This window comes from uncultured Fenollaria sp. (assembly GCF_934202865.1).
Lineage (GTDB): Bacteria > Bacillota > Clostridia > Tissierellales > Peptoniphilaceae > Fenollaria.
The window spans coordinates 1-22,197 of the sequence record NZ_CAKPYL010000017.1; the positions used below are offsets into that span (position 1 = coordinate 1).

Annotated in this window: 18 protein-coding genes and 2 tRNA genes; 19 read left to right on the forward strand and 1 reads right to left on the reverse strand. The window is 37.7% G+C overall.

The window, feature by feature from the left end:
- Positions 1–136 precede the first annotated feature (136 nt).
- The 17 genes from Q0E71_RS03060 to Q0E71_RS03140 all read left to right on the forward strand — a co-directional run bounded on the left by Q0E71_RS03060 (position 137) and on the right by Q0E71_RS03140 (position 18,386).
- Positions 137–7,279 (forward strand): S-layer homology domain-containing protein, encoded by a 7,143-nt coding sequence (locus Q0E71_RS03060; protein WP_294795882.1) that lies wholly within the window; start codon positions 137–139, stop codon positions 7,277–7,279.
- A gap of 158 nt (positions 7,280–7,437) precedes the next feature.
- The gene (locus Q0E71_RS03065) at positions 7,438–8,109 is read left to right on the forward strand and encodes a DUF969 domain-containing protein (RefSeq protein ID WP_294795884.1); all 672 of its coding nucleotides are present in this window, start codon (positions 7,438–7,440) and stop codon (positions 8,107–8,109) included.
- On the forward strand, positions 8,102–9,100 hold the full coding sequence (locus Q0E71_RS03070; RefSeq protein WP_294795886.1) for a DUF979 domain-containing protein: 999 nt from the start codon (positions 8,102–8,104) through the stop codon (positions 9,098–9,100). Before Q0E71_RS03065 ends, Q0E71_RS03070 begins: the two co-directional genes overlap by 8 nt.
- Positions 9,101–9,132: 32 nt before the next feature.
- Entirely contained in the window at positions 9,133–9,774 is a 642-nt protein-coding gene (pcp, locus tag Q0E71_RS03075) for a pyroglutamyl-peptidase I (RefSeq protein ID WP_294795888.1), read from the forward strand.
- A 327-nt stretch (positions 9,775–10,101) separates the two neighbouring features.
- A complete protein-coding gene (locus Q0E71_RS03080; RefSeq protein ID WP_294795890.1) occupies positions 10,102–10,515 on the forward strand; it encodes a DUF2871 domain-containing protein in 414 nt (137 codons plus the stop codon).
- A 147-nt stretch (positions 10,516–10,662) separates the two neighbouring features.
- Positions 10,663–11,487: a hypothetical protein gene (locus tag Q0E71_RS03085; RefSeq protein ID WP_294795892.1), complete on the forward strand. Its 825-nt coding sequence runs from the start codon at positions 10,663–10,665 to the stop codon at positions 11,485–11,487.
- A 118-nt stretch (positions 11,488–11,605) separates the two neighbouring features.
- Positions 11,606–11,682: transfer RNA gene (locus tag Q0E71_RS03090), tRNA-Ile, on the forward strand.
- Between the two features lie 4 nt (positions 11,683–11,686).
- Positions 11,687–11,762: transfer RNA gene (locus Q0E71_RS03095), tRNA-Phe, on the forward strand.
- A 137-nt stretch (positions 11,763–11,899) separates the two neighbouring features.
- Positions 11,900–12,184, forward strand: coding sequence for a hypothetical protein (locus Q0E71_RS03100; RefSeq protein ID WP_294795894.1), 285 nt, complete (start codon positions 11,900–11,902; stop codon positions 12,182–12,184).
- Position 12,185: 1 nt separating this feature from the next.
- Positions 12,186–12,794, forward strand: a complete 609-nt coding sequence (locus Q0E71_RS03105) for a DUF4230 domain-containing protein (RefSeq protein WP_294795896.1) — start codon at positions 12,186–12,188, stop codon at positions 12,792–12,794.
- A gap of 13 nt (positions 12,795–12,807) precedes the next feature.
- The gene (locus Q0E71_RS03110; RefSeq protein WP_294795898.1) at positions 12,808–13,299 is read left to right on the forward strand and encodes a ferritin; all 492 of its coding nucleotides are present in this window, start codon (positions 12,808–12,810) and stop codon (positions 13,297–13,299) included.
- 85 nt (positions 13,300–13,384) lie between these two features.
- Positions 13,385–13,930, forward strand: coding sequence for a rubrerythrin family protein (locus Q0E71_RS03115; RefSeq protein ID WP_294795900.1), 546 nt, complete (start codon positions 13,385–13,387; stop codon positions 13,928–13,930).
- 132 nt (positions 13,931–14,062) lie between these two features.
- Positions 14,063–15,331, forward strand: coding sequence for a UDP-N-acetylglucosamine 1-carboxyvinyltransferase (gene murA / locus Q0E71_RS03120; protein ID WP_294795902.1), 1,269 nt, complete (start codon positions 14,063–14,065; stop codon positions 15,329–15,331).
- A gap of 11 nt (positions 15,332–15,342) precedes the next feature.
- On the forward strand, positions 15,343–16,368 hold the full coding sequence (locus tag Q0E71_RS03125) for a rod shape-determining protein (protein WP_058259433.1): 1,026 nt from the start codon (positions 15,343–15,345) through the stop codon (positions 16,366–16,368).
- 128 nt (positions 16,369–16,496) lie between these two features.
- A complete protein-coding gene (locus tag Q0E71_RS03130; protein ID WP_058259432.1) occupies positions 16,497–16,835 on the forward strand; it encodes an arsenosugar biosynthesis-associated peroxidase-like protein in 339 nt (112 codons plus the stop codon).
- Positions 16,836–17,786 (forward strand): arsenosugar biosynthesis radical SAM (seleno)protein ArsS, encoded by a 951-nt coding sequence (gene arsS / locus Q0E71_RS03135; RefSeq protein WP_294795906.1) that lies wholly within the window; start codon positions 16,836–16,838, stop codon positions 17,784–17,786.
- Between the two features lie 180 nt (positions 17,787–17,966).
- On the forward strand, positions 17,967–18,386 hold the full coding sequence (locus Q0E71_RS03140; RefSeq protein ID WP_294795908.1) for a flavodoxin: 420 nt from the start codon (positions 17,967–17,969) through the stop codon (positions 18,384–18,386).
- Positions 18,387–18,482: 96 nt separating this feature from the next.
- On the opposite strand, the gene Q0E71_RS03145 is transcribed toward Q0E71_RS03140, so the two are convergent.
- Entirely contained in the window at positions 18,483–19,256 is a 774-nt protein-coding gene (locus Q0E71_RS03145; RefSeq protein ID WP_294795910.1) for a ZIP family metal transporter, read from the reverse strand.
- A 93-nt stretch (positions 19,257–19,349) separates the two neighbouring features.
- Between Q0E71_RS03145 and Q0E71_RS03150 the strand changes: the two genes are divergently transcribed.
- Complete coding sequence (locus Q0E71_RS03150) at positions 19,350–19,883, forward strand: hemerythrin domain-containing protein (RefSeq protein ID WP_294795913.1); 534 nt, start codon at positions 19,350–19,352, stop codon at positions 19,881–19,883.
- 196 nt (positions 19,884–20,079) lie between these two features.
- On the forward strand, positions 20,080–22,197 hold a 2,118-nt coding region (locus Q0E71_RS03155), incomplete at its 3' end, for a hypothetical protein (protein ID WP_294795924.1).

Below are 22,197 nucleotides of genomic sequence, written 5' to 3' on the forward strand. Positions count from 1 at the left end.
CTTAAATAGCAATAAGTCAGATATTGTTAATAACAAACTAGCGGTAGAAGTAGCACAGCTAGATGGTAAAACTGCAGAAGAGATTGTAAAAAATCCTGATATGCCAAAGCTTTATACCATGCGTGCAGATTACAAGGTGCCAAGAAATGATGAGGAGATTGTTGGCTTTCAGCCGTATATAGCTACTGTCGGTGATGATGAATACACATACACTGACATAGACGGCAAAGCTGGATTAAAAGTTTTAACAGATGCAGAAAAATCTAAGATAGACAAAAAAATAAAATTGCCAGATATTGATGGTTATACTTCACCTACACCAAGCTTTAATGTAAATTATGATTACATTAAAAAGAATGCGGACAAAGGTAATTTGGATGGCAATGAACAAAAAGGTGAGCATCCATATATTTATGAGCCAAAGCAAGGCACTATAAGGATAAAACATACTTTTCAAATGCTCGCAGACCTAGGAGAATATGGTGTTAGGGACGGAGATGCTAATTATATTTATACAAGCCAAACAGGTGTTACAGGAACATCTGTCACTATAAAAGCATTGGACGGAGATAAGATTAAAGGATATGTTCCTGAAGTCAATGTACTTACAACACAAGTGCCACAAAATTCAGCTGATTTCGAGATAGAAATGCGTTACAACCGCGCTATCTTTGATGTAAATTTTGATACAGATGGCGGAACTGATTTACCGGGTATGACATTATTCTATGGACAAACCATTCCAAAATTAAATTTTGATATTGAAAAGCTGGGATCAACTCTACAAGGCTGGAAGGTAAATAAGGATATAAATTATACGGACAAGGCAGGAACTAAACAAACTCTTTCTAAAGAGACTCTTATTACAGAAGCAGATTTTAAAGCGGATGGAAAGTTCCAAGACGGTATAAAATATGCTATGCCAGCAGAAAGCCTTACTTTTACTGCTCAGTGGACTGAAAATAAAACAGCAGAATACGTAATCCAATTTTGGACTGAAAAACCAGATTACGATGACAAAGATGCCTCTCTTCCTTTGCGTGAACGCTACGATTTTATTGGTGCAAGAAGAGTAGACAATGCTGAAACAGGCTCTAAACCGATTCTTACTAATTTAGATATCCATGGCATAACCTTCCCAGATTTAAATGACGGAAGATTGGAAAAGGCTCAAAATGATTCAAATGAATTTGACAGATATTACTTCTTAAATGAAAAATTGACCAAAGTTCAAAACGCCTCAGAAGATGATCCTAACGTTCAAAAATCTGTATTATCCACAGGCGAAACTGTCTACAACGTCTACTACGACCGCAGAGTCTACACCCTTTACTTTACAGCTGCTAATGAAATTACAGATAATGATCCATTAAGCTACTGGCCGACTATAACAAGAGATGGACAAGTCATAGGAAAAGAAGGGAACCCATATAAAGTAGATGTTCGCTTCAACCAAAGCTTAGATAAAATATGGCCAAAGGATGCAGAAGTTTCAAATCTTCCGGATATAGAAGGGACGCTTGGAGACGCGGGCTTAATAGGCTGGTATATTAATAGTAACGAGATGTATTCAGGAATTTTTCGCGACACACCGCCTTATCGCTTAAGTGCAGAAGATTTTATTGACAGTGAAGATGTAGAGACCTTGGGAAATGGTCACGGAGATAAAATACCCCTAGGAGAAAATCAAACAAAAGATAGGGACAAATATGAGATTTCCCTTGGAGCGACATCATATGAGAATGCCATTGTCCACCACATTGACTTCATAAAAGATGATTTCGATGGCAAAGAGCAAATAGATTATAACCTTTCCTATTGGAAGAGTGACACAGCTACATATCCTTATGACTTTATTTTGCCTCATCTTCAAGGCTTTACCCTTAAAAAAGAGACAAGGGTAGCAGAATGGGTAGGCACTAAAAAAGTTGGGGATATAAAGAAAACTTTTGATGAATTAAATGCAGAGAGAAATGCAAAGACACCTTTTAGAAGCGATGCTGACAAGATTCAATATATCGATAGATTTCCCTGGAGTACAAGCAAAGAAACATCTCCTGATGGTACACTTGTGGATAAATCATTTAAAGGGAAAAATGCCTACAATTTTGCAAACTATTCTCGCAATAGTTACAAATTAAAATTAAACAATGACCCGAAGACAGTAAAAAACGACAATGAATATGGTCAAGGTAATATTTTAGATGTGCCTTATGAAATGCCACTAAATGATTTGAAATTAGATACAGGCCATGCACCTAAAAAACCTGATTGGGTACCTGAGGATTGGGGCTTCTTAGGCTGGGCACTAGATCCTGCCGGAGAAAACTTGATAAAAAAGGGCAATGAAACTAAACTTCACTACGACCAAGTACTTTATGCCAAGTGGGGAGAACCAGAGACAATTTGGAGGGTAAAATTTGATCCAAATGGTGGAAGTTTAAGAAATTTAAGCACAGAAAATATTTCTGATGAATCTAAAAAACTTGAAATAGATGGCAAAGTCCACACTTATCCAGAAAAAGTAACTAATGAAGAGAATACATTCAATATTGTTCACAAGATGACTCTTAAAGAGCCACAAGATGCTACTAAGACTATTATTGAACCAACTAGGGATGGATATAATTTTGCTGGTTGGGAATATGTAAAATATACAAAAGATGCAAATGGCAATGACACTAAAACTGAAGACACTACTTACAAAGATTTATATAAAGTACCTGAAATGTATCACTTTGGCAACAAAGTTGTAGGTAATGTTCATCTTAGAGCAATTTGGAACAAACAAGACCTTGTAACAGTAAAGGCAATACACCACTTCTTGAATGCAGATTATAGCGAAAAATCTAATGAAGTACAAAATCTCTATAACAGGAGGGTTGGCTCATACACAACAGGCCTTGGAAGTAGACAAGGTGATAAGTATCTCTTAGTTCCACAAGCTGAGTGGGATGCGCTTTATAACGCAAATGCTGATTATCAAACTTATAAGGATGAAACAACTAGAGAAAATTCCTATAACCAAATTTTAAGAGTTGAGCCAGAAGAAATTAAAAATCAAAACACAGGAGCAATGGTAGCTAATCCTAAGGCAAAGGACAACCGCTTTGAATTCTTCTACAGACCATTTAAAGAAAGAGTCTATGATGTAAACTATCTTGATGAAAGAGGAAAAACAGACGTTGAAGCCTTTATGACTCAAGCTCAAGATGCTTATAAAGCTATAAAAGACAATAATTCTATGACTCCTGAAGAAAAGAGTACTGCTTATAAAAAACTTCTTGCAGATAACAAAGCTGCTTTTGCAAAGATAAAAGATAAATACGCCATTGTTACAAGCGAAAAAGTAGTAAATGGCAAGCGTTATTACGATGCTAGAAATTACAGGCAAATTCCTGGTTGGGTATTAAATGATAAGCCACAACAACAGTTATTCTTTGACATTTATGAAGACACAGACACCTTTGCAGGTATTAATGAAACAGGACTTGATGAAATAAACTTTTTCTACAAGGACGTAAGAGTAATTGAAGTTAAAGATCCAAAAGATCCAGTTCCAGATGGGTATGTAAGAGTAACATTCAAAGCTGAAAAGGGCGGATCATTTACAGACGACAAATATAATCCAGTTACAGAGCTTTATTATGATGTAATAGTTGAACTAAAATCAGATAATCTTCCAGTTCCAGAATTATTAAAAGAAGGCGCTGACAAAGAAGAAGGCAAGTATTACATCACACCAGACAATGGCAAGAAATTTACTAAGTGGGACAATAAAGCCTTATTAAACAAAAACACAATTATTGATAATACTGCTAAAGACTTCTATGTATTCACAGCCTATTTCGAATGGTCGGGTTTAACAGCTAATGGCATGGTTATGACTGAAGCTTATAAAGATCCGAATAACACTTGGACAAATGACTTTGCTCCTACTATTGACCAATTAAAGAAACAATTAGTTTGGAAGGAAAATGATGTAGAAAAACCACTTCCAGAAGGAACTGAAATAAAATTATACGATGATAAAGGCAATGAATTAACAAGTGACGAGCAAGTCTATGAACTAGTTAAAGAACTAAACAAAGCAGATAAAGAAGAGCTTATTCGTACAGTAAACGTCACAGCTAAAGTTAATTTTAGAGATCAAAAGACTAAAGATGAAAAAATTAAAGCTTTAGAAGAAGATATTAAAAATCTTAACACACAATTAACAACAGCTAAAGAAGAGCTAGATAAGCTAAAAGCAGATAAACCACAAGATACAGAAAAAATTGAAGAAAAAGAAAAAGAAGTTCAAAGCCTAGAAAAACAAATAAGTGACAAAACTGCTCAAATTGAAAAAATAAAAGCGGGTAAAGATACTCAAGAGCTTGATATACCAATAACAGTATACAAAAATGTTTATGAAGCACTTACAACAGGAGAAAAACCATTATTCCTATCTGAAGCTGAAAAAGGCGAATTAAAGGATATTACTGGCGACTATGTTAAAGTAACCGTAAATCCTACAGGAAAACCAGGAGATAAAGATTCTAAGATTTATTATGTCAATAAAAATGCTTGGGTAGAAATTCCTGAAATTAAATTGACTGATGAGGAAAAAGCAAAATTAGGCTTTACTCGCTGGACTTCTGATAATGACGCAGTAAATACAGATGGAGCATATATATTTGAAAAAGAAAATGTAAAACAAAGATATAAGTTCACAAAAGACACTATAATTCAACCGGATTTTTCAAAAGATGTAGTTGAACAAGATGATCCAAATAAGAAACCTGATGTACCTGATAATTTTGTAAAAGTTATTGTTACAACACAAGAAGATGATATAGAAAAAGCTACAGAAGAAACAAAATTCGAAAGAACTTTCTGGGTTAATCCTACAAAGGAAGTAACTATCCCGGTTAGTGATCCAACAGGCGATACTGCTAAAGATGATCAAGGAAATGTAGTTACAGACGCCGCAGGAAATGAAATTAAATGGGTATTTAAAGAGTGGTCAAGTCCATTGACAGCTACTTTTACAGATAAAGAAACTAAAATTAATGCTAAATATGAAACAACAGTTCCTGAGCCAAGTGCTGAAGCAGGCCTTGTTGAGACTTATGTAGGCAGAGAGCCTGAGCTTGATGATTATGAAAAAGCTATTAAGATGATGCTTGGAGAAAGTGATTTATCATTCGACAAAAACGTTTCAAGCTTTGAAATCACTAAAGACCCTGATGTAAGTAAACCATGCATGAGTGAAGCAAAGGTTAAAGTTGAGTTTAACAACGGACAAGTAAAAGAAATTACAGTTCCAGTTAAGGTACATGCGAACATCTATCCAGGAGACAACAATGGCAATAAAACACCCGATGTGCCAGAGGACTATGTTAAAGTAACAGTTAATCCTAAAGCATATGAAGAGTATACTCAACAAATTAAAGTATATTATGTAAATCCAAAAGTTAAAGTCAAAATACCAGAGCTTGTAATCCAAGACTCAGACATAGAAAGATATGGCTTTAAAAAGTGGACAACAAATAATAATATTATAAACTTACTAGATCCTGAAGAGGTTTACGACTTTACAAAAGAGTATCAATTTACAGTAGAAACAGAAATTTATGCCTTCTATGAAAAAAATGGAGATCCTGAAATTCACATAGGCTTTGAAGCTCATGAGATTGTTAAAAACATTGGAGATAAAGTTTCTGTTCAAGAATATAAAGATGCTTTAATAATTCCAAAAGATGCTGAAGGAAAAGACATTGCTGAAGTAAAAGGCATAAACATATTGGACGATCCAGACACAAGCAAAGAAGGTTACACTACTGCTAAGATACAAGTTGTTTATAACGATGGAAAGACAGAAGAACTTATAGTTTTAGTAAAAGTATTACCTGATTATGTCGAACAAACTGACCCAGATGATCCAACAACAAAACCTGATGTACCAGACAATTTTGTAAAAGTCATTGTTGATAAGACTGAAAATGCAGAACTTCAACAAGATGAAAAACAAATTCAAACTTTCTGGGTTAATCCTGATAAAATAGTTACTATTCCAGTTAAAAATCCTACAGGAAAAGTTGTAAATAAAGGAGATGGAACAAAAGATTTCACATGGTTATTTACAGGTTGGGATAAGGAATTAACTCAACAATTTACAGACAAAGAAACAACTATTACAGCACAGTACACTAAAGATTTTGGGAATTTACCAGAAGTGAAACCTATTCCTGAAGCCAAGGGTGGATTTATATACACTGAATTAGGAAGACCTATTAGTGATAATGATTACAAGAGAGAAATCACATTGCCTGATGGATATAGTTTCGACACAGGAACTACACTTGAGATGGTAGAAAAAACTGCTCCAAACATTAATAGGAATGGCCGTTATAATGTAGATTTCTGGGTAACTTATCCAGATGGATCTGCACAGTTAGTAGAAGTTTTAGTTTATGTTGGAGAAGCTCGTCCAGAACCACAACCAAGCGAACCACAAATCATTTACAGAGACAGAATCGTAGAAAAAGAAAAGATAGTTGAAAAGATTGTTAAGATCAAAGATAACGAAAGACTGAAGGAACCAAGATACATGCAAGGCTACAACGGCAAGTTTAGACCATATGACGGCTTAAGAAGGTCTGAAGCTGCTCAAATCTTAGCAAACGCCCTTAAGGCTGACGGTTATGATTACGATCCATACTACCCTATAAGCTACACAGACGTTGGTGACACTTGGTATACAGAAGCTGTTAGAATAGTTTCTCAAGCAGGCGTTTTCCAAGGATATAACGATGGAACATTCAAACCAGAAGGTAAGATCACTAGAGCTGAGTGGGTGGCAACACTTAGAAGGTTCCAAGACTTAAAGAAGGTTAGTGGCAATGACATGGGCTTAAGCATAGGTCAATTGGCTACTGAAGAGATAGAAGCAGCATATCAAGCTGGTTGGCTAGATGTATACACATCAGGCATAGCAAACTTCGATGCGAATGCGCCTATCACTAGACAAGAAGTAGCTGCTGTATCTAACAAGGCCTTCGACAGAGTTCTTGACAAAGTCTACTTACAAAGAAATGTTAAGAACATGATTAATTACAAAGACATCAACTCAAGCATGCCTCTATATGAAGACATCTTATGTGCAAGCAACACATTATTGACAGATGGTAAGTATTATAAGGCAAACACTATCATCCTAGATAATCTAACATTTAATATTGTTACCGATGAGCTAGTAATATTTCAAAAGAAATTTCAGTACAACGTTATTAGATAAGTTTAGAATAAGAGTGCGTATCAAAGGATATGCACTCTTTTCTTATGTGATGGTAGATAATCAAGGCAATTGATTCAAGTAAAAATATTTAAAAAAATAATTAATTTTAGCATAGTAATGGTTTAAATGGGGTATAAAGAAATAAAGGAGGTATATTTATGAATTACTTAGTTTTAATCGGCGTACTGCTAATAGTTGTCGGCTTTGCACTAAAGCTTGACGTTGTAGCAGTCGTTTTGATATCTGGCCTAGTAACTGGCTTGGTATCAGGTATGTCATTAGTAGAGGTCTTAGATCTTATAGGAAAGGGCTTTGTAACAAACAGATACATGTCACTTTTCTTCCTAAGTCTACCACTAATCGCTATCATGGAAAGGTACGGTCTTAAGGACAGAGCGGCTGAAGCCATCAAGAAGATCAAATCAGCAAGCGCAGGCGGCGTAGTTGGTTTATACATCTTAATTAGATGGGTGGCAGCTATATTCTCTTTAAGACTTGGTGGACACGTTCAATTCGTTAGACCACTTATATTACCTATGGCTGAAGGTGCTGCAGCAAAAACTGTTGACCTGTCAGAAAAGAAATTAGAAGAGCTTAAGGGACTTGCAGGTGCCGCAGAAAACTACGGAAACTTCTTCGGACAAAACATCTTCCCTGTAGCGAGCGGCGTTTTATTAATTCAAGGTACACTAGCAGGAGCTGGTTATGAAGTTACTAACGCTGAAATCGCTCAAAGCTCAATACTAGCCGGTGTTGCAATGGTGATTTTATCACTAGTACAATGCTACCTATTTGAAAAAAGTTTAAGAAAGGAGCTTAAGAATGTTTAAATTTATTTATGCTAATTCAGCTATGGTTGACGAAGTCATCTACATTCTATGTGGTATCGTCTGCATTATGACTGGAATTAGAGGCTTAAAGAATAAAAAAGCTCCTATCGGTACATTTCTTTTCTGGACACTTTTAGGTATACTTTTTGGAGCAGGTAAGTTTATTATCGACAGTTTTGAACATGGCGGAGCCATCATCGGCGGCTGCTTGATGCTACTAGGAGCACTAACACTTACAAATCAAGTACAAATAGGTGAGTTCGATTCTCAATCAGAAGAACAAAAAGTTGCTTACGGAAAAAAGGTTGGCAACAAGATATTCATACCAGCCCTTGCAATAGGTGTCATCGCCATGATCATGGCGCAATTCAAGAGTTTTAAAGTAGCTGTTGATGTAAAAGATGGCGCAGATGTCTTCTTCGGATTCTCATCGGCTCAAACACTTGGTATATCATCAGTACTTGCCATCATCATTGCGCTTATCATTACAAAGGCAAAATTTTCTGAAACAAAGGAAGATACAGCTAAGATGCTTATGCAAATAGGCAGTTCATCGCTACTTCCTCAACTACTTGGAGCACTAGGAACAGTATTCGCAGCGGCGGGTGTTGGCGAAATCATCGGTTCAGGCGTTTCAGCTGTAGTGCCACCTGAAGCAAAAGTATTAGGCGTAATCGCTTATTGCGTTGGTATGGTAGTCTTTACTATGATTATGGGTAATGCCTTCGCAGCATTTACAGTTATTACACTTGGCGTTGGCGTTCCATTTGTCATTGCCAATGGCGGTAACCCTGCCATCATAGGCGCACTTGGTATGACTTGCGGCTATTGCGGTACATTACTAACACCTATGGCAGCAAACTTCAATATAGTTCCAGGAGCTATACTTGAAACAAAAGATAAATACACTATAATCAAGGCACAAGCACCAGTTGCTATACCTTTAATAGTAGTACACATTATATTAATGTTATTGATTGGATTTAGATAAAAATAGAAGAAATTTTGGAAGGAGACGATATTTTGAAGATATTAGTAACAGGCTTTGACCCATTTGGCGGAGAAAAGATAAATCCAGCGATTGAATCAGTAAAAAAATTACCAGACACTATTGCAGGAGCTGAGATAATTAAGCTAGAGATACCTACTGTAATAGGTAAATCTGTTGACAAGATCAAAGCAAAGATTGAAGAAGTGCATCCAGATGTTGTTTTATCCATCGGTCAAGCGGGTGGCAGACCAGATATCACTGTTGAAAGAGTCGGCATCAACTGCGACGACTGCAGAATTAAGGACAACGAAGGCAATCAACCAATAGATGAAAAGGTAGCTGAAGATGGCCCTGCAGCATATTTCTCGACGCTTCCAATCAAGGCTATGGTGAAAAATATACAAGAAGGTGGCGTGCCAGCAAGCGTTTCAAACACAGCAGGAACCTTCATTTGCAATCACGTTCTTTATGGCGTAGCTCACATACAAGCTACTAAGCATCCTGAGATGAGAACTGGTTTTATACACATACCATTCTTGCCAGAACAAGTAGTTGACAAGAGGAACATGCCATCGATGGCGCTAGAGACTATTGTTAAGGGAATTACTTTGGCAATAGAAGCGATTGTAAATACAAAAGAAGATATTAGAATCACAGGCGGAGCCACTCATTAATTCTTAAAAAAATCGCGCCTGAAGCTTGTAACGAATGAAGACATATCCTCGATGTACTCACTTGTACTACTCCGGTATGTCTCATTCTAAACTTCGCTTCATCCATCGATTTTTTCTACAGAATAAACAGAATTAAAAATATTTATTAAAAAACCATATTACCCTCTGCAATATCACATTGTGGAGGGTATTTTTTTAATATGCTATTCATCAATTATTAAGTTTATAAAATAAAATTTTGACAAAGTGTCTTACTCGTGATATAATCATATTTACATTATTTATTATATAGCTATTTAGTATAACTATATAAGAAAGGGGATTAATATGAGAAAGAAATTAATTAACACAGCCGCTTATTATGCAATAGCAGGCCTTTTTGCAGGCGCTTTCTACAGAGAGTTCACTAAGTACATGGGCTATACTGGCGTAACATCACTTGGCAAAGCGCATCCACACCTATTAGTCCTAGGTATGTTTATGTTTTTAATAGTTACTGCACTTGCATCAGCAACAGAAATTACTAAGAGTGAGTACTTTGACCGCTTCTACTTTTATTACAACATAGGCGTGGGTTTATCAGCAACTATGATTTTCTGTAGAGGCTTGTATCAAGTTATTGGTCTTGACAATACTATACTAGACCTTGTTATATCATGGACAGCAGGCGCAGGTCACGTAACAGTAACTATCGGCCTAGCATTCTTGTTCTTGTCATTGAAACAAACAATTAAGGACTAAGATTATAGAATAAAAATATACTTATTTAAACCCTCATTTTTATTTTGAGCCTCATCACACGATGGGGCTTTCCTTTTGTTAAGTATCTGTTACAAAGATATATTTTTATGCTAATGGTGGTATAATTATATCAAAGGAAGTGATACTATGAAAAATAAACAATTTATGACAGCTATAATATGTATACTGCTTGTTGCATTATGTATTGTGTCTTTTGGATACATAAGAAAGTCAAGTCTACTTAGGGAAGAAATGATGCGTCGTACAGATCTTGAGGGAAGAATTAGACTATTAGAAACAAGATTGAGAGAAAAAGATAAAGAATTAGAAGAAGCAAAAAAAGAATTAGAAAGAAAAGACGAAGAAGAAAATAAAAAATATTCTGATTTATATAGAGTCATGGCAGACAAATGCGGCATAAGTATAACGGACGAGAGAAAGAAGGCCATGATTATCCCTTTGGGCAACGCTTATGATCAGGAGACGCTTAAAGGTGTTTTATCAAAGTTAAAACTATGGAGCTCAAAGTATTATGATGTCAAAGACCTAAACAAGCTTTTTGTGCTTAAAAAGGAAGAGGGGGCAGACAATACTTATCTCATGGCTCAAGAGTTTTACATCGTGATTCCAAAGTATAAAGCCGATGAAATTTCACTAAAAGAGCTTGAACTTTTTGAAAATGGCAATCTTTATCCCGTTCCTAATGACTTTATCGATGGCAAATCATATACTGGACCAGTTCTTATCTGTCAAAATATTTCAGATATTGCGCCAAATGGAGAGATTTGCATAGAAAGCGAAAGCGGCGAAACAAAATTTAGTCCATTTGTAAGTTTAAAAGATGGCTCACTAATGCTTCCAGATGAAATTTATAATGCTGCAGGCATACTTGATATGAAAGACTACGATAATAACGATTATGATGAAGACCTATTCAATGAGATTAGGAAGTATTTTTATTATTACGAATAAATAGTATTATCATTAAAACTATAGAGGCGGCTCGCGTGGGCTGCCTTTATTTTATCTTAAGAAATAATTAAAAAATTCTTGACATTTTCTTTTCATTATTGTATAATATCTCTTGTTGGGACCTTTAGCTCAGTTGGTTAGAGCGTCCGGCTCATAACCGGCAGGTCCGGGGTTCGAGTCCCTGAAGGTCCACCAATTTGCCCAGATAGCTCAGTCGGTAGAGCAGTAGACTGAAAATCTACGTGTGGCTGGTTCGATCCCGGCTCTGGGCACCACGCTTAAGTTTTTACTTAAGCTTATTTTTTTATCAGAACTATTCCATAAGCATAATTAAAAATTTTATGTTTATTTTAATTCTTCAGTGGGTATACTTATAACAGGTGATAATAAGTGTACAGAAAGGATGAATATTATGAATGACGTTCTTCTTATTAATAGGATAGATGTACAGAAAGAATACGATAAGAAAAAGAAGGTCTTTTTTATTGTCGATTACAAGAGTGAAGATTATTCAGAATACAATATAGTTAAGATATTATGCGGCTTAGAAGGCATTAGCTCTGAAGATATTGTCTTTAGGTACAACGGCTTTCAAATACAAACTGAAATAAGGAACATCCCAGCCATATTAAGGGCGCTTATCGATGAGAAAGTACCTGTATATAGCGTGTTTGAGATGTATACACCGGTAGTTTAGTATGGCAAGAAAAACTCAAAAGCAGAGAAGACTGCGTTTTTACAGAATTTTAGTACTTTTGCTTATAGCCCTAATCGCTGTATACTTTTTCTTCTTCAGAAAGAAATTCATAGGCGTAAGCAAAGAAGAAAGAGTTGACAATATCAAGGCGTCTATCGAAGACTTAGGCGAGCTTGTAACGGTCGAGTACAATTACACCGACGTTTTAACGTATAAGGACAGCTTAACTCTTATGGATATGAAGATACCATTCACTGACAAGAGCTACATCATAAAGTATAAAGGCTACATCAAGGCAGGCGTTGACCTAGCAAAGGCGGTTGTTAAGGACGTAGGCGAAACGAGTGTTGAGCTTGACGTGCCGATGGCAGCCATCACAGACAGCGTTCTTGATGAAAAGTCCATGACCATACTTGATCAAAAGAACAATATATTTAATCCTTTAGACTTGGGTGATTACCAAGAGACACTTAAAAAAGAATTGAATGCTCGAGAGCTAAAGGCTAAGAAAGACGGCATACTCGAGAGAGCTCAGGCAAATGCTGACAAGCTCTTAAGAAAGCTGCTTGAAGGCCTTGGCTTTACAGATATAAAAATTAATTACATTTAGGAGGTAATTTGATATGAAAATTAGTAAGAATGTTGTAGATGCTTTAGTTGAACAATACAACTTTGAATTGGAAAGTGGCTATATTTATCTAGCTATGGTACATGACTTAAAGGACAAGGCTTGGGACGGTTTCGCTCACTTCATGGACAAACAAGCTCACGAAGAGTATGAACACGCTACTAAATTCAAAGGCTTCATCGAAGAAATAGGTGAAAGAGTTGAACTGAAAGCAATTCCTGAACCAAAGAAAGAATACAAATCAGTTCTTGAAATATTCGAAACAGCTTATGATCACGAAAAAGAAGTTACTAAGAGAATCGAAAATATCTATGAACTAGCACTTAAAGAAAAGAACTACGTTGTAGTAGAATTCTTAAATTGGTTCTTAAAAGAACAAGTTGAAGAAGAAGACAATATGAGAACTATTGTTGAAGTATTAGAAAACTTAAAAGACGGCTACACAGGTCTATATCTATATGATAAGGAACTAGGTAGAAGAGAATAATCTTAAGATATTTATAAGGGGTGCTTAAGTGCACCCTTTAAATATATATAGCAATGCTATAAAATATTTTTTTGGGAGGAAAATTATGAGAGCAATGACACAAACAAACCTTCAATCAGCATTTGGAGGAGAATCACAAGCGCACATGCGTTATCTATACTGGGGCAATGTAGCAGAAAAAGAAGGCTTCAAGAACGTAGCAAGACTATTCGCAGCAACAGCTGAAGCTGAAAGAGTTCACGCTCACTTACACTTTAAAGCTATGAAAGACATAGCAGGTGACTTCTCAGTTACATCTGGAGCAGGATTTGGAGATCAAGGAACATCTAAAAACCTTGAAGCAGCAGCAGGTGGAGAACACTTTGAATCTACTGAAATGTATCCAAGCTACATATTAGTTGCCGAAGAACAAGGCGAAAAAGCAGCTGTATCAGCAATGAAATTTGCTATCGAAGCAGAAAAAGTTCACGAAAAACTATTCTTAAAAGCTAAAGAAGCAGTTGACGCAGGCAAAGACTTAGACGCTGACAAGATTTATCTATGCCCATTCTGTGGATTCATTTCACTTACAGGCGAAGAAGATAAGTGCCCTATCTGTGGTGCAGACAAATCAAAATTCGTTGAATATTAATACACGAAATTAATCAAATTATCTAAAAGATTCCTATACCATAAGCGTATAGGAATTTTTTTGCGAAAATAGTAGAAATATTTGCTCATATGTGATAAAATAGTACTGATTAATATAGAAAGAGGTATTGCATTGGCAAAATTACTTATACAAGAATCGTCTCCCTTACTAGGCACAGTGAGAGTCAGCGGCGCAAAGAACGCTGCACTACCGATACTTGCTGCGACTATACTTGGCACTGAAGACATCATCTTAGAGGATCTACCTAAGCTGAAAGACGTCGAAGTCATGTGCGAAGTACTTGAGTCACTTGGGGCAACGGTTGAGAAATTAGATGAACATAGAGTAAAAATTAATTCAAATACTATAAATAAATACGAAGTCGACTACCAATTGATGCATAAGATGAGAGCATCCTTCATAGTTATGGGAGCGCTCATAGGCAGGATGGGTAAGGCGAGGTCCTCAATGCCGGGCGGCTGCGCTATAGGCGCGAGACCAGTTGACCTGCACCTAAAAGGCTTTAGATCACTTGGCGTCAACGTCGATGTTGAAGAGGCAGACGAGTACACAGATATCTTCGCTCATGCGGATAATCTAGCTGGCAACAAGATCTATCTTGACTTCCCGTCAGTTGGCGCAACACAAAACATCATTTTGGCGGCAGTCCTTGCTCAAGGCGAGACAGTCATCGATAACGCGGCTATGGAGCCAGAAATCGTTGATATGGTAAACTTCCTTAACAAGATGGGCGCAAAGATCTATGGCGCAGGCACATCGACTATACGTATAAGAGGCGTAGAAAAACTTCTTGGCGCGACACATCAAATCATGCCAGATAGGATAGAGGCAGGCACGTTTATGGTGGCTGCAGCGGCAACACATGGCGACATCATATTAAATAACGTCATCGTTAATCATATGAGACCCATTATAGCAAAGCTGCGTGAAACAGGCTGCGAAATATATGAAGAAGCCGATTCATTAAGAATTATAGCTACTAAAAAGCTTAAGCCAATCAAGGTAAAAACACTACCATATCCAGGTTTTCCAACAGATATGCAAGCCCAATTCATGGCGCTTGAAACCATCATCGAAGGAAAGTCCGAGGTAATAGAAACCGTTTTTGAGAATAGATTTATGCACGTAGACGAGCTAAGAAAGCTAGGCGCAGACATTGACGTAGAGGACAGAACCGCTACAGTTAGAGGCGTAGCAAGGCTTCACGGCGCAGAAGTAAGGGCGACAGACCTTAGAGCTGGAGCCGCACTTGTCATAGCTGCCCTATGTGCAGAGGGAGAGACAAAGCTTTCAGACATATATCATATCGACAGAGGATATGAAGATTTTGAAGAGAAATTTAGATCCTTAGGCGCAAAAGTCTATAGAGTAGAGGAATAAGGGGGATAGGCATGGGATTAAGATCTGATGTAGGCATAGACTTAGGTACAGCGAGTGTACTTGTTTATGTAAAAGGTAAAGGCATAGTACTTAAAGAACCGTCTGTCGTAGCGATAGACCAATATACAAATAAATTCTTAGCAGTTGGCGAAGAAGCAAGAAAGATGCTTGGTAGAACACCAGGCAACATCGTTGCAATCAGACCGCTTAGAGAAGGAGTTATCTCAGACTACAGCGTTACACAAAGAATGCTTAAGTATTTTATACAAAAGGCACTTGGCAGAATGCTATTTAAGCCAAGACTTGTAGTTTGCGTTCCAAGCGGCTGTACAGAAGTTGAGAAGAGAGCGGTTATTGAAGCTGCAAATGAAGCAGGCGCAATCAAAACTTATCTTATCGAAGAACCAATTGCGGCAGCTATCGGCGCTGGACTTGATATCACTCAACCCAATGGTAATATGATTATCGATATAGGTGGCGGCACAACAGACATCGCCGTTATTTCACTTGGCGGCATCGTTGTAAGTAAGTCCATCAAAGTAGCGGGCGACGACTGCGACGAAGCAATCACTAAGTATATAAGAAAGAAATTCAAGATGATGATAGGCGAAAGATCAGCCGAAGAGCTTAAAGTAACTATAGGCTGCGCTTATCCACTTGAAGAAGAACAATACATGGAAGTAAAGGGCAGAAACCTAATGAGCGGCCTACCTATGAACGTAGTAGTATCATCCTCAGACATGCTCGAAGCACTTAAAGAGCCAGTTCAAGAGATTATCGAAGCAGTTCACACAGTTCTTGAAAGAACACCACCAGAACTAGCAGCCGACATCTCCGGCAGTGGCATCATACTTACAGGCGGCGGCGCTTGCTTAAAGGGTCTTGACACACTTGTTACAGAGCAAACAGGCATACCATGCAAAGTCGCTGAAGACCCTGTTGAATGCGTAGCCATCGGTACAGGCAAGTCACTTGATTGGGTAGAAATACTTGAAAAGTCAAACAACAAGAGCGGAGCAAGCGTTAGATTTAGATAATTTTATCTATAATTATGGCGTAAACTATTGATAATATTTATAGAAGAGCGGATAATGATATATCTGCTCTTTTTTTGGGTAAATAGGACTTAGACCATAATTATAAAAATATTAAGGAGGAAAAAATTATGAGCGAATATTTTGAAAGAAAAGATTTACAAGAGTTTGGTAGAGGTGCTTTAGGCGAACTAAACAAGGAGCTATGGGATAATTTCATGGCTTATTACGGAAGCGTTTATCAAGATGGCAAGCTAAGCGGCAGAGAAAAATCACTTATCGCACTAGCAGTTGCACACGCAATTCACTGTCCATACTGCATCGAGGCCTACACAACAGCTTGCTTAGATCAAGGCTACACAAAAGAAGAGATGATGGAAGCAGTTCACGTAGCTAGCTCAATCACAGGCGGCGCAGTCCTTGCTTATTCAACACAAATGAAGAAGCTTGCAGACGATATGGAGATGTAATTGTCTTATCTAAAGAGCTTACAAGAGGCAGTTCAGCCCTTTGCTAAGACCGTTGGCCGCGATATACTTACGAAGAAGCCAAAAACACTTCAGTTAAATATAACGAGGAAGTGTAATTTGGCGTGCAAACATTGTCACGTAGCTTGCTCACCCGCAAGAAGCGAGGATATGGATATGCGTACGGCCGAAAGAGCTATGCAGATACTTAAAGAGTGGGACTTCACTACGCTTGATATAACAGGCGGAGCACCCGAGATGAGCTCAGTCTATAGGTACCTTATAGATACAGCCGCGTCCATGGATAAGAAAATCATGACCAGATCCAACCTTACCATCTTTAATGAAGATGGCTATAGAGACCTGCCCGAGTTTTTGAAAGAAAGAAAAGTCGAGATCGTCGCTTCACTGCCATTCTACGAAGAAGTCAAAACAGATAAAGTCAGAGGCATAGGTGTCTTTCATGATTCCATCGAAGTACTTCAAAGGCTCTGTGCACTTGGCTACGGGCGAGATGAGGCACTTCAGCTGAACCTTGTCTACAACCCGAGCGGCGCCATGATACCATCGAGTCAAGACCAGCTCGAGGCCATATATAGGACCAAGCTTAAGGACGAGTACGACATAGACTTTAATAATCTATTCAGCATGACCAACTCACCCATAGGCCGCTTCGGCGAGTGGCTCGATAGATCAGGCAATATGCAAAGGTACCTTACAAGGCTTTGCGATGCCTTCAATCCAGCGACCGTCGATGAACTTATGTGCCTTGACACACTATCCGTTGATTACGACGGCAGCCTTCACGACTGCGACTTCAATCTCGCACTCGGTATGGGCATCTCTGGTCCTCACAAAACCATCTTCGATATAGAAAAAGAAGATTTAATCGGACGAAAAATCAGAACTATGAACCATTGCTACACATGTACAGCCGGCAGCGGCTCCTCATGAGGCGGAGCATTGGAGTAGTTACTCGCATAAGGCTTCCTGTCATTTGACGGGAAGTATTTTTTTGCCGCTTAAACTATAATAATATTTATGCCAATAGCAAAATTTATATTGCTTTTTATAAAAATATATTGTATAATAAGTTTAGTTAGCAATGACTAACTAATAAAGGAGGTTTTATAGATGAAAGCAAGCGTTATATACTGGTCAGGCACAGGAAACACAGAGGCCATGGCGAATGAAATCGCTTCAAAGCTAAAAGAGCTTGGAGCAGATACAAAGCTTATATCAGTAGAAAATGCAAGCACAGATGATGCCAAAGAAGCAGACGTTCTAGCACTTGGTTGCCCAGCCATGGGCGCAGAAGAGCTTGAAGAGGACTACTTCAGACCTTACTTCGACAGCATCAAAGATATTATCAAAGACAAGAAGCTTGCCATCTTCGGTTCATACGAGTGGAACAGCGGAGAGTGGATGGACCTTTGGAAAAACGAATGCGCTGAAAACGGCATAGAAGTCGTAGATGCACTTATCGCATACGACCATCCAGATGCAGAAGCACTAGAAAAGTGCAGAGAGCTAGCAGAAAAACTAATGAAGTAATTAATCAAGGAGCGTTGAGCCCCCTTGGCGCCCCTTGTACATATATAAAAAAACTGCCCATCAAGGCAGTTTCTTGTATTTATGCTCTTAAAACCATTATCCAAGTAATATATCAAGTATCATCATAACAACAAAACCAAAGATGATACCGTAAGTCGCTTCACGCTCGTAACCCTTCGAGTGCGTTTCAGGAATGATCTCGTCACAGATAACAAAAAGCATCGCACCCGCAGCCGTAGCAAGCACCACAGGAAGTGCAGGCTTAAATACATTGACAAGACTGTAACCAAGGAGCGCACCCACCGGCTCAACTAGTCCAGTCAGAGCAGCCACCATGAAGGCGTACTTCGTAGTGTAATTCTCACGCACAAGACTCAAGGCAACGGCTAGACCCTCAGGCATATTTTGAATACCGATACCAAGAGCAAGCGCAAGACCATCGTTAATATTTTCAGTACCAAAACCAACACCAGTCGCCATACCCTCAGGAAAATTGTGAATGGTGATCGCGATGATAAATAACCAGATTTGACTTAAAGAAGACGATGCGCCCTCACGCCTCTTGTCAATAAGGTGCTCGTGCGGCGAGAACTTATCAATCATGTCAATGACAAAGGCGCCAAAGATGATACCTAAAGAAGCGATCATAACCGCCTTGAAGTCCCCACCACCATATTCAATCGATGGCATAACCAAAGAGAAACAAGTCGCCGACAGCATTATACCCGCAGCAAAGCCAAGCATAACGTCAAGAAGCTTTTGTGAAACATTCTTCGTGAAAAAGACAGGCACCGCGCCCAAAGCAGTCATTAGTCCCGGAAAGACAAGACCAAAGGCAACAATCGCCTCCCTTGTAAAATATTTATCCATAATAAATCTCCTTTAAATAATACTAAAAAGATTATATTATAAGGTGAAATAAAAGTCAAGAAAAAGGGTAAAATACATAAAGGAGTTGATAAAATGTACTATATAGATACACTTAAGAAAGAGCATGAGTATATAATTAAGCTCACAGACCACATACTAGAAGTCTCTAAAGATATAATGCATGGCCATGTCAATGGAAGTGCCATAAGGACCATAACAGACGTGATTAAAAATTATGCCGACGGCTACCACCACAAAAAAGAAGAGGACCTAGTCTTTAAAGCCATGTTAGACCACCTTGGTGAGCTCGCAGAAAAACTCGTTACAAACGGCATGCTAGTTGAGCACGACCTAGCTCGTTACGAACGAATGATGATAGAAGAAAGCCTTAAACACTATGAAGAAAATCAAACAGACGAGGCGCGCCTTGAACTCATCGGCCACCTAATGAGCTATCGCTCGCTGTTAATCCGCCACGCAGACAAAGAGAATAAAGTCGTCTATCCATTCGCCATGAAAAATTTGCCAGAAGAGATACAAAAGAAATTAGACGAAGAGACAAAAGCCTTTGAAGAAGAAAATAAAGAGCAAAGAGACAGATACCTAGACATTATAAATAAATTCTAATTATGACGAAATTGTAAGAAATTTTAACAAAGTAAATCACAAACGCTACTTAATGAGTACATAGCTCTAAAGTAGCGTTTTCTTTTTGATGATATCACCATAAAGCGACTTGCATTATTTATATATAAGTGGTATAATACTCTTATTATAATAGAGATATTATAATAAAATTTAAAAAAGAAAGGAGGGGAGAAAAATGAACAGAAAATTAAGAGTAATAATACTCACAATGGTTCTAACTGTTCTTATGTTTGGAGGCACACGTTTGATGGCACAAGACAACTTAGACGTGAACACTACAGAAGCTTCTCAAACAGAAACTCCCAAAGATGAAGGAAATTTAGAACCAAAGGCTAACGGTGATGAGGAGGCGCCTTTAGTTGACACTACAGATGAAAACACAGAAAGTGATGCTATAGATGCTAAAGACAGCGAAAAATCCGACATGGGGGGGGTAACAAATCCCAATAATGAAGGAGAAACTCCAGATACAAATCAAAATGATAAGGCTGGAGACGAAAACGCTGATAAAGCAAAAGACGCAGCTAAAGGTGATGCCAATGGTGAAAAAGCTGACTCTCCAAAAGAAAATGCTGAGGCAAAGGCAGGAGAAGCTAAAGATGCTGATGCACAAAAATCACTAGAAGAAAATAAGGAAAGCGCAAAAGGTAATGGCGCTGAAGATGGAGCAGCACCAGCAAAAGCACCAGAAGCACCAGAAGCACCAGGTGAAGGCAAACCAAAAGAAGATGTAGATGATGGCGAACCAACTAAGCCTGTTAACAAAAAAGATCAAATTGACAAGAGTGAAGATGAAAAATTAAAAGCGCAAGAAGAAAAAATCAAAGCTGAAAAGAATCCTGAAGCTAAGAAGAAATTACAAGCTGAATACAATAAAATGTATTTTGACGCTTTAAAAGAATCAGGAAAAGAAAAGCTTGACGATGCGATCTTGGACCGTTTTACTGATAAGTACAGAACAAAAGAGTATTATGCGCTAAAAGATGAGTATCAAAAATTACAAGCAAAAGCAAAAGAAGGTAAGTTAACACAAAAAGAACTTGATGCTTTTAATGAAAAACTTGGTACTTTTGATCCGCCTCGTATATTAGATGCAGACGAAAAAGGCGCTCAAGATAAGCTTGCAGAATCTGTTGATGTGCCAGGCTTAAAAGATGGAGCAAGTACAGATCCTAAAGCACAAGACAAATTAAATGCATACAATGCTGCGAAGGACGCTTTAAAAGCTGCACTTGATCCAGAAAATGCTAGAACAACAACAGCAGAAGAATTAAAGAATCTATTAGATGCCTTTGAAAAAGCTGAAAAAGATTTAAAAGATGGTATAAAAGCTGGAACAATTACACCAAAGTATACAGATGGAGATCCAACAGTAAAAGTCTTTCCTTTGGATAGCTCTGGTAAAGTTGGAAAAGAGCTTAACAGAGAAGACGATACCTATTACATTCCAGACAATACAGACATCAATTTATTAGTTCATGTAAGTAAAGACGAAGAGCCAAAAGATTTCACTTTTACAATCAAAGCTATAGAGAAAGGAGCAGAGATTAAAGGCGAAGAAGCTAAAAATCTTGCTTTCTTAAACGGCAATCCAGTTGAGCTTAAGAAAAACGATGACGGATCTTATTCATTTACAGTAAGCTCCGCGAATATGAACTTCGGTATCGCTCAGTTAAGATTTAACGTTCCAGGCTTTAAGGCAGCTTTCCATAAGGGCTTTGACCTTGAAATGGATTTAGGTGACGATAATAAAGTTACTAAGCAATTTAGAATCACTAAAAAAGGTTATGAAGACGATGCTAAAATCGATGGAAAAGGATCTGATACTGATGAAAATCCAAAAGATATTCCAGAAATTGATGCAGGTAAGACTGAAAATGCTATAGTTGATAAAGATACTGATAAAGTATTTGACTTCTTCACTTATTTAAAGAAATCAAATACCTACATTGATCAAGTAACATTCAACTCAGGTAATGGAGAGTCGCTTCCACTAAATTCAGTTGATATAACAATCACAGTTCCTAAGTCTGGCGAAAGTAATTTTGCTGAAATGATTCACAAATCAGGACTTGAATATTACAGCTTAGGAGATGGTAAGTATCAATTAAAGCTAAAAACAAAAGTATTTAATGGTAATCTTACTAAAACTAAAGATGGAAAATTAATGTACAATGGTCAAGAACTTACAGCTACAAATCTAAAAGACGTTGTTTTAGAAAATGCTGGTAAAAAAGTTTATGTTGATAGTGAGGGTAATGCACATAACATCATCACAAGCGAAGTTCTTAAA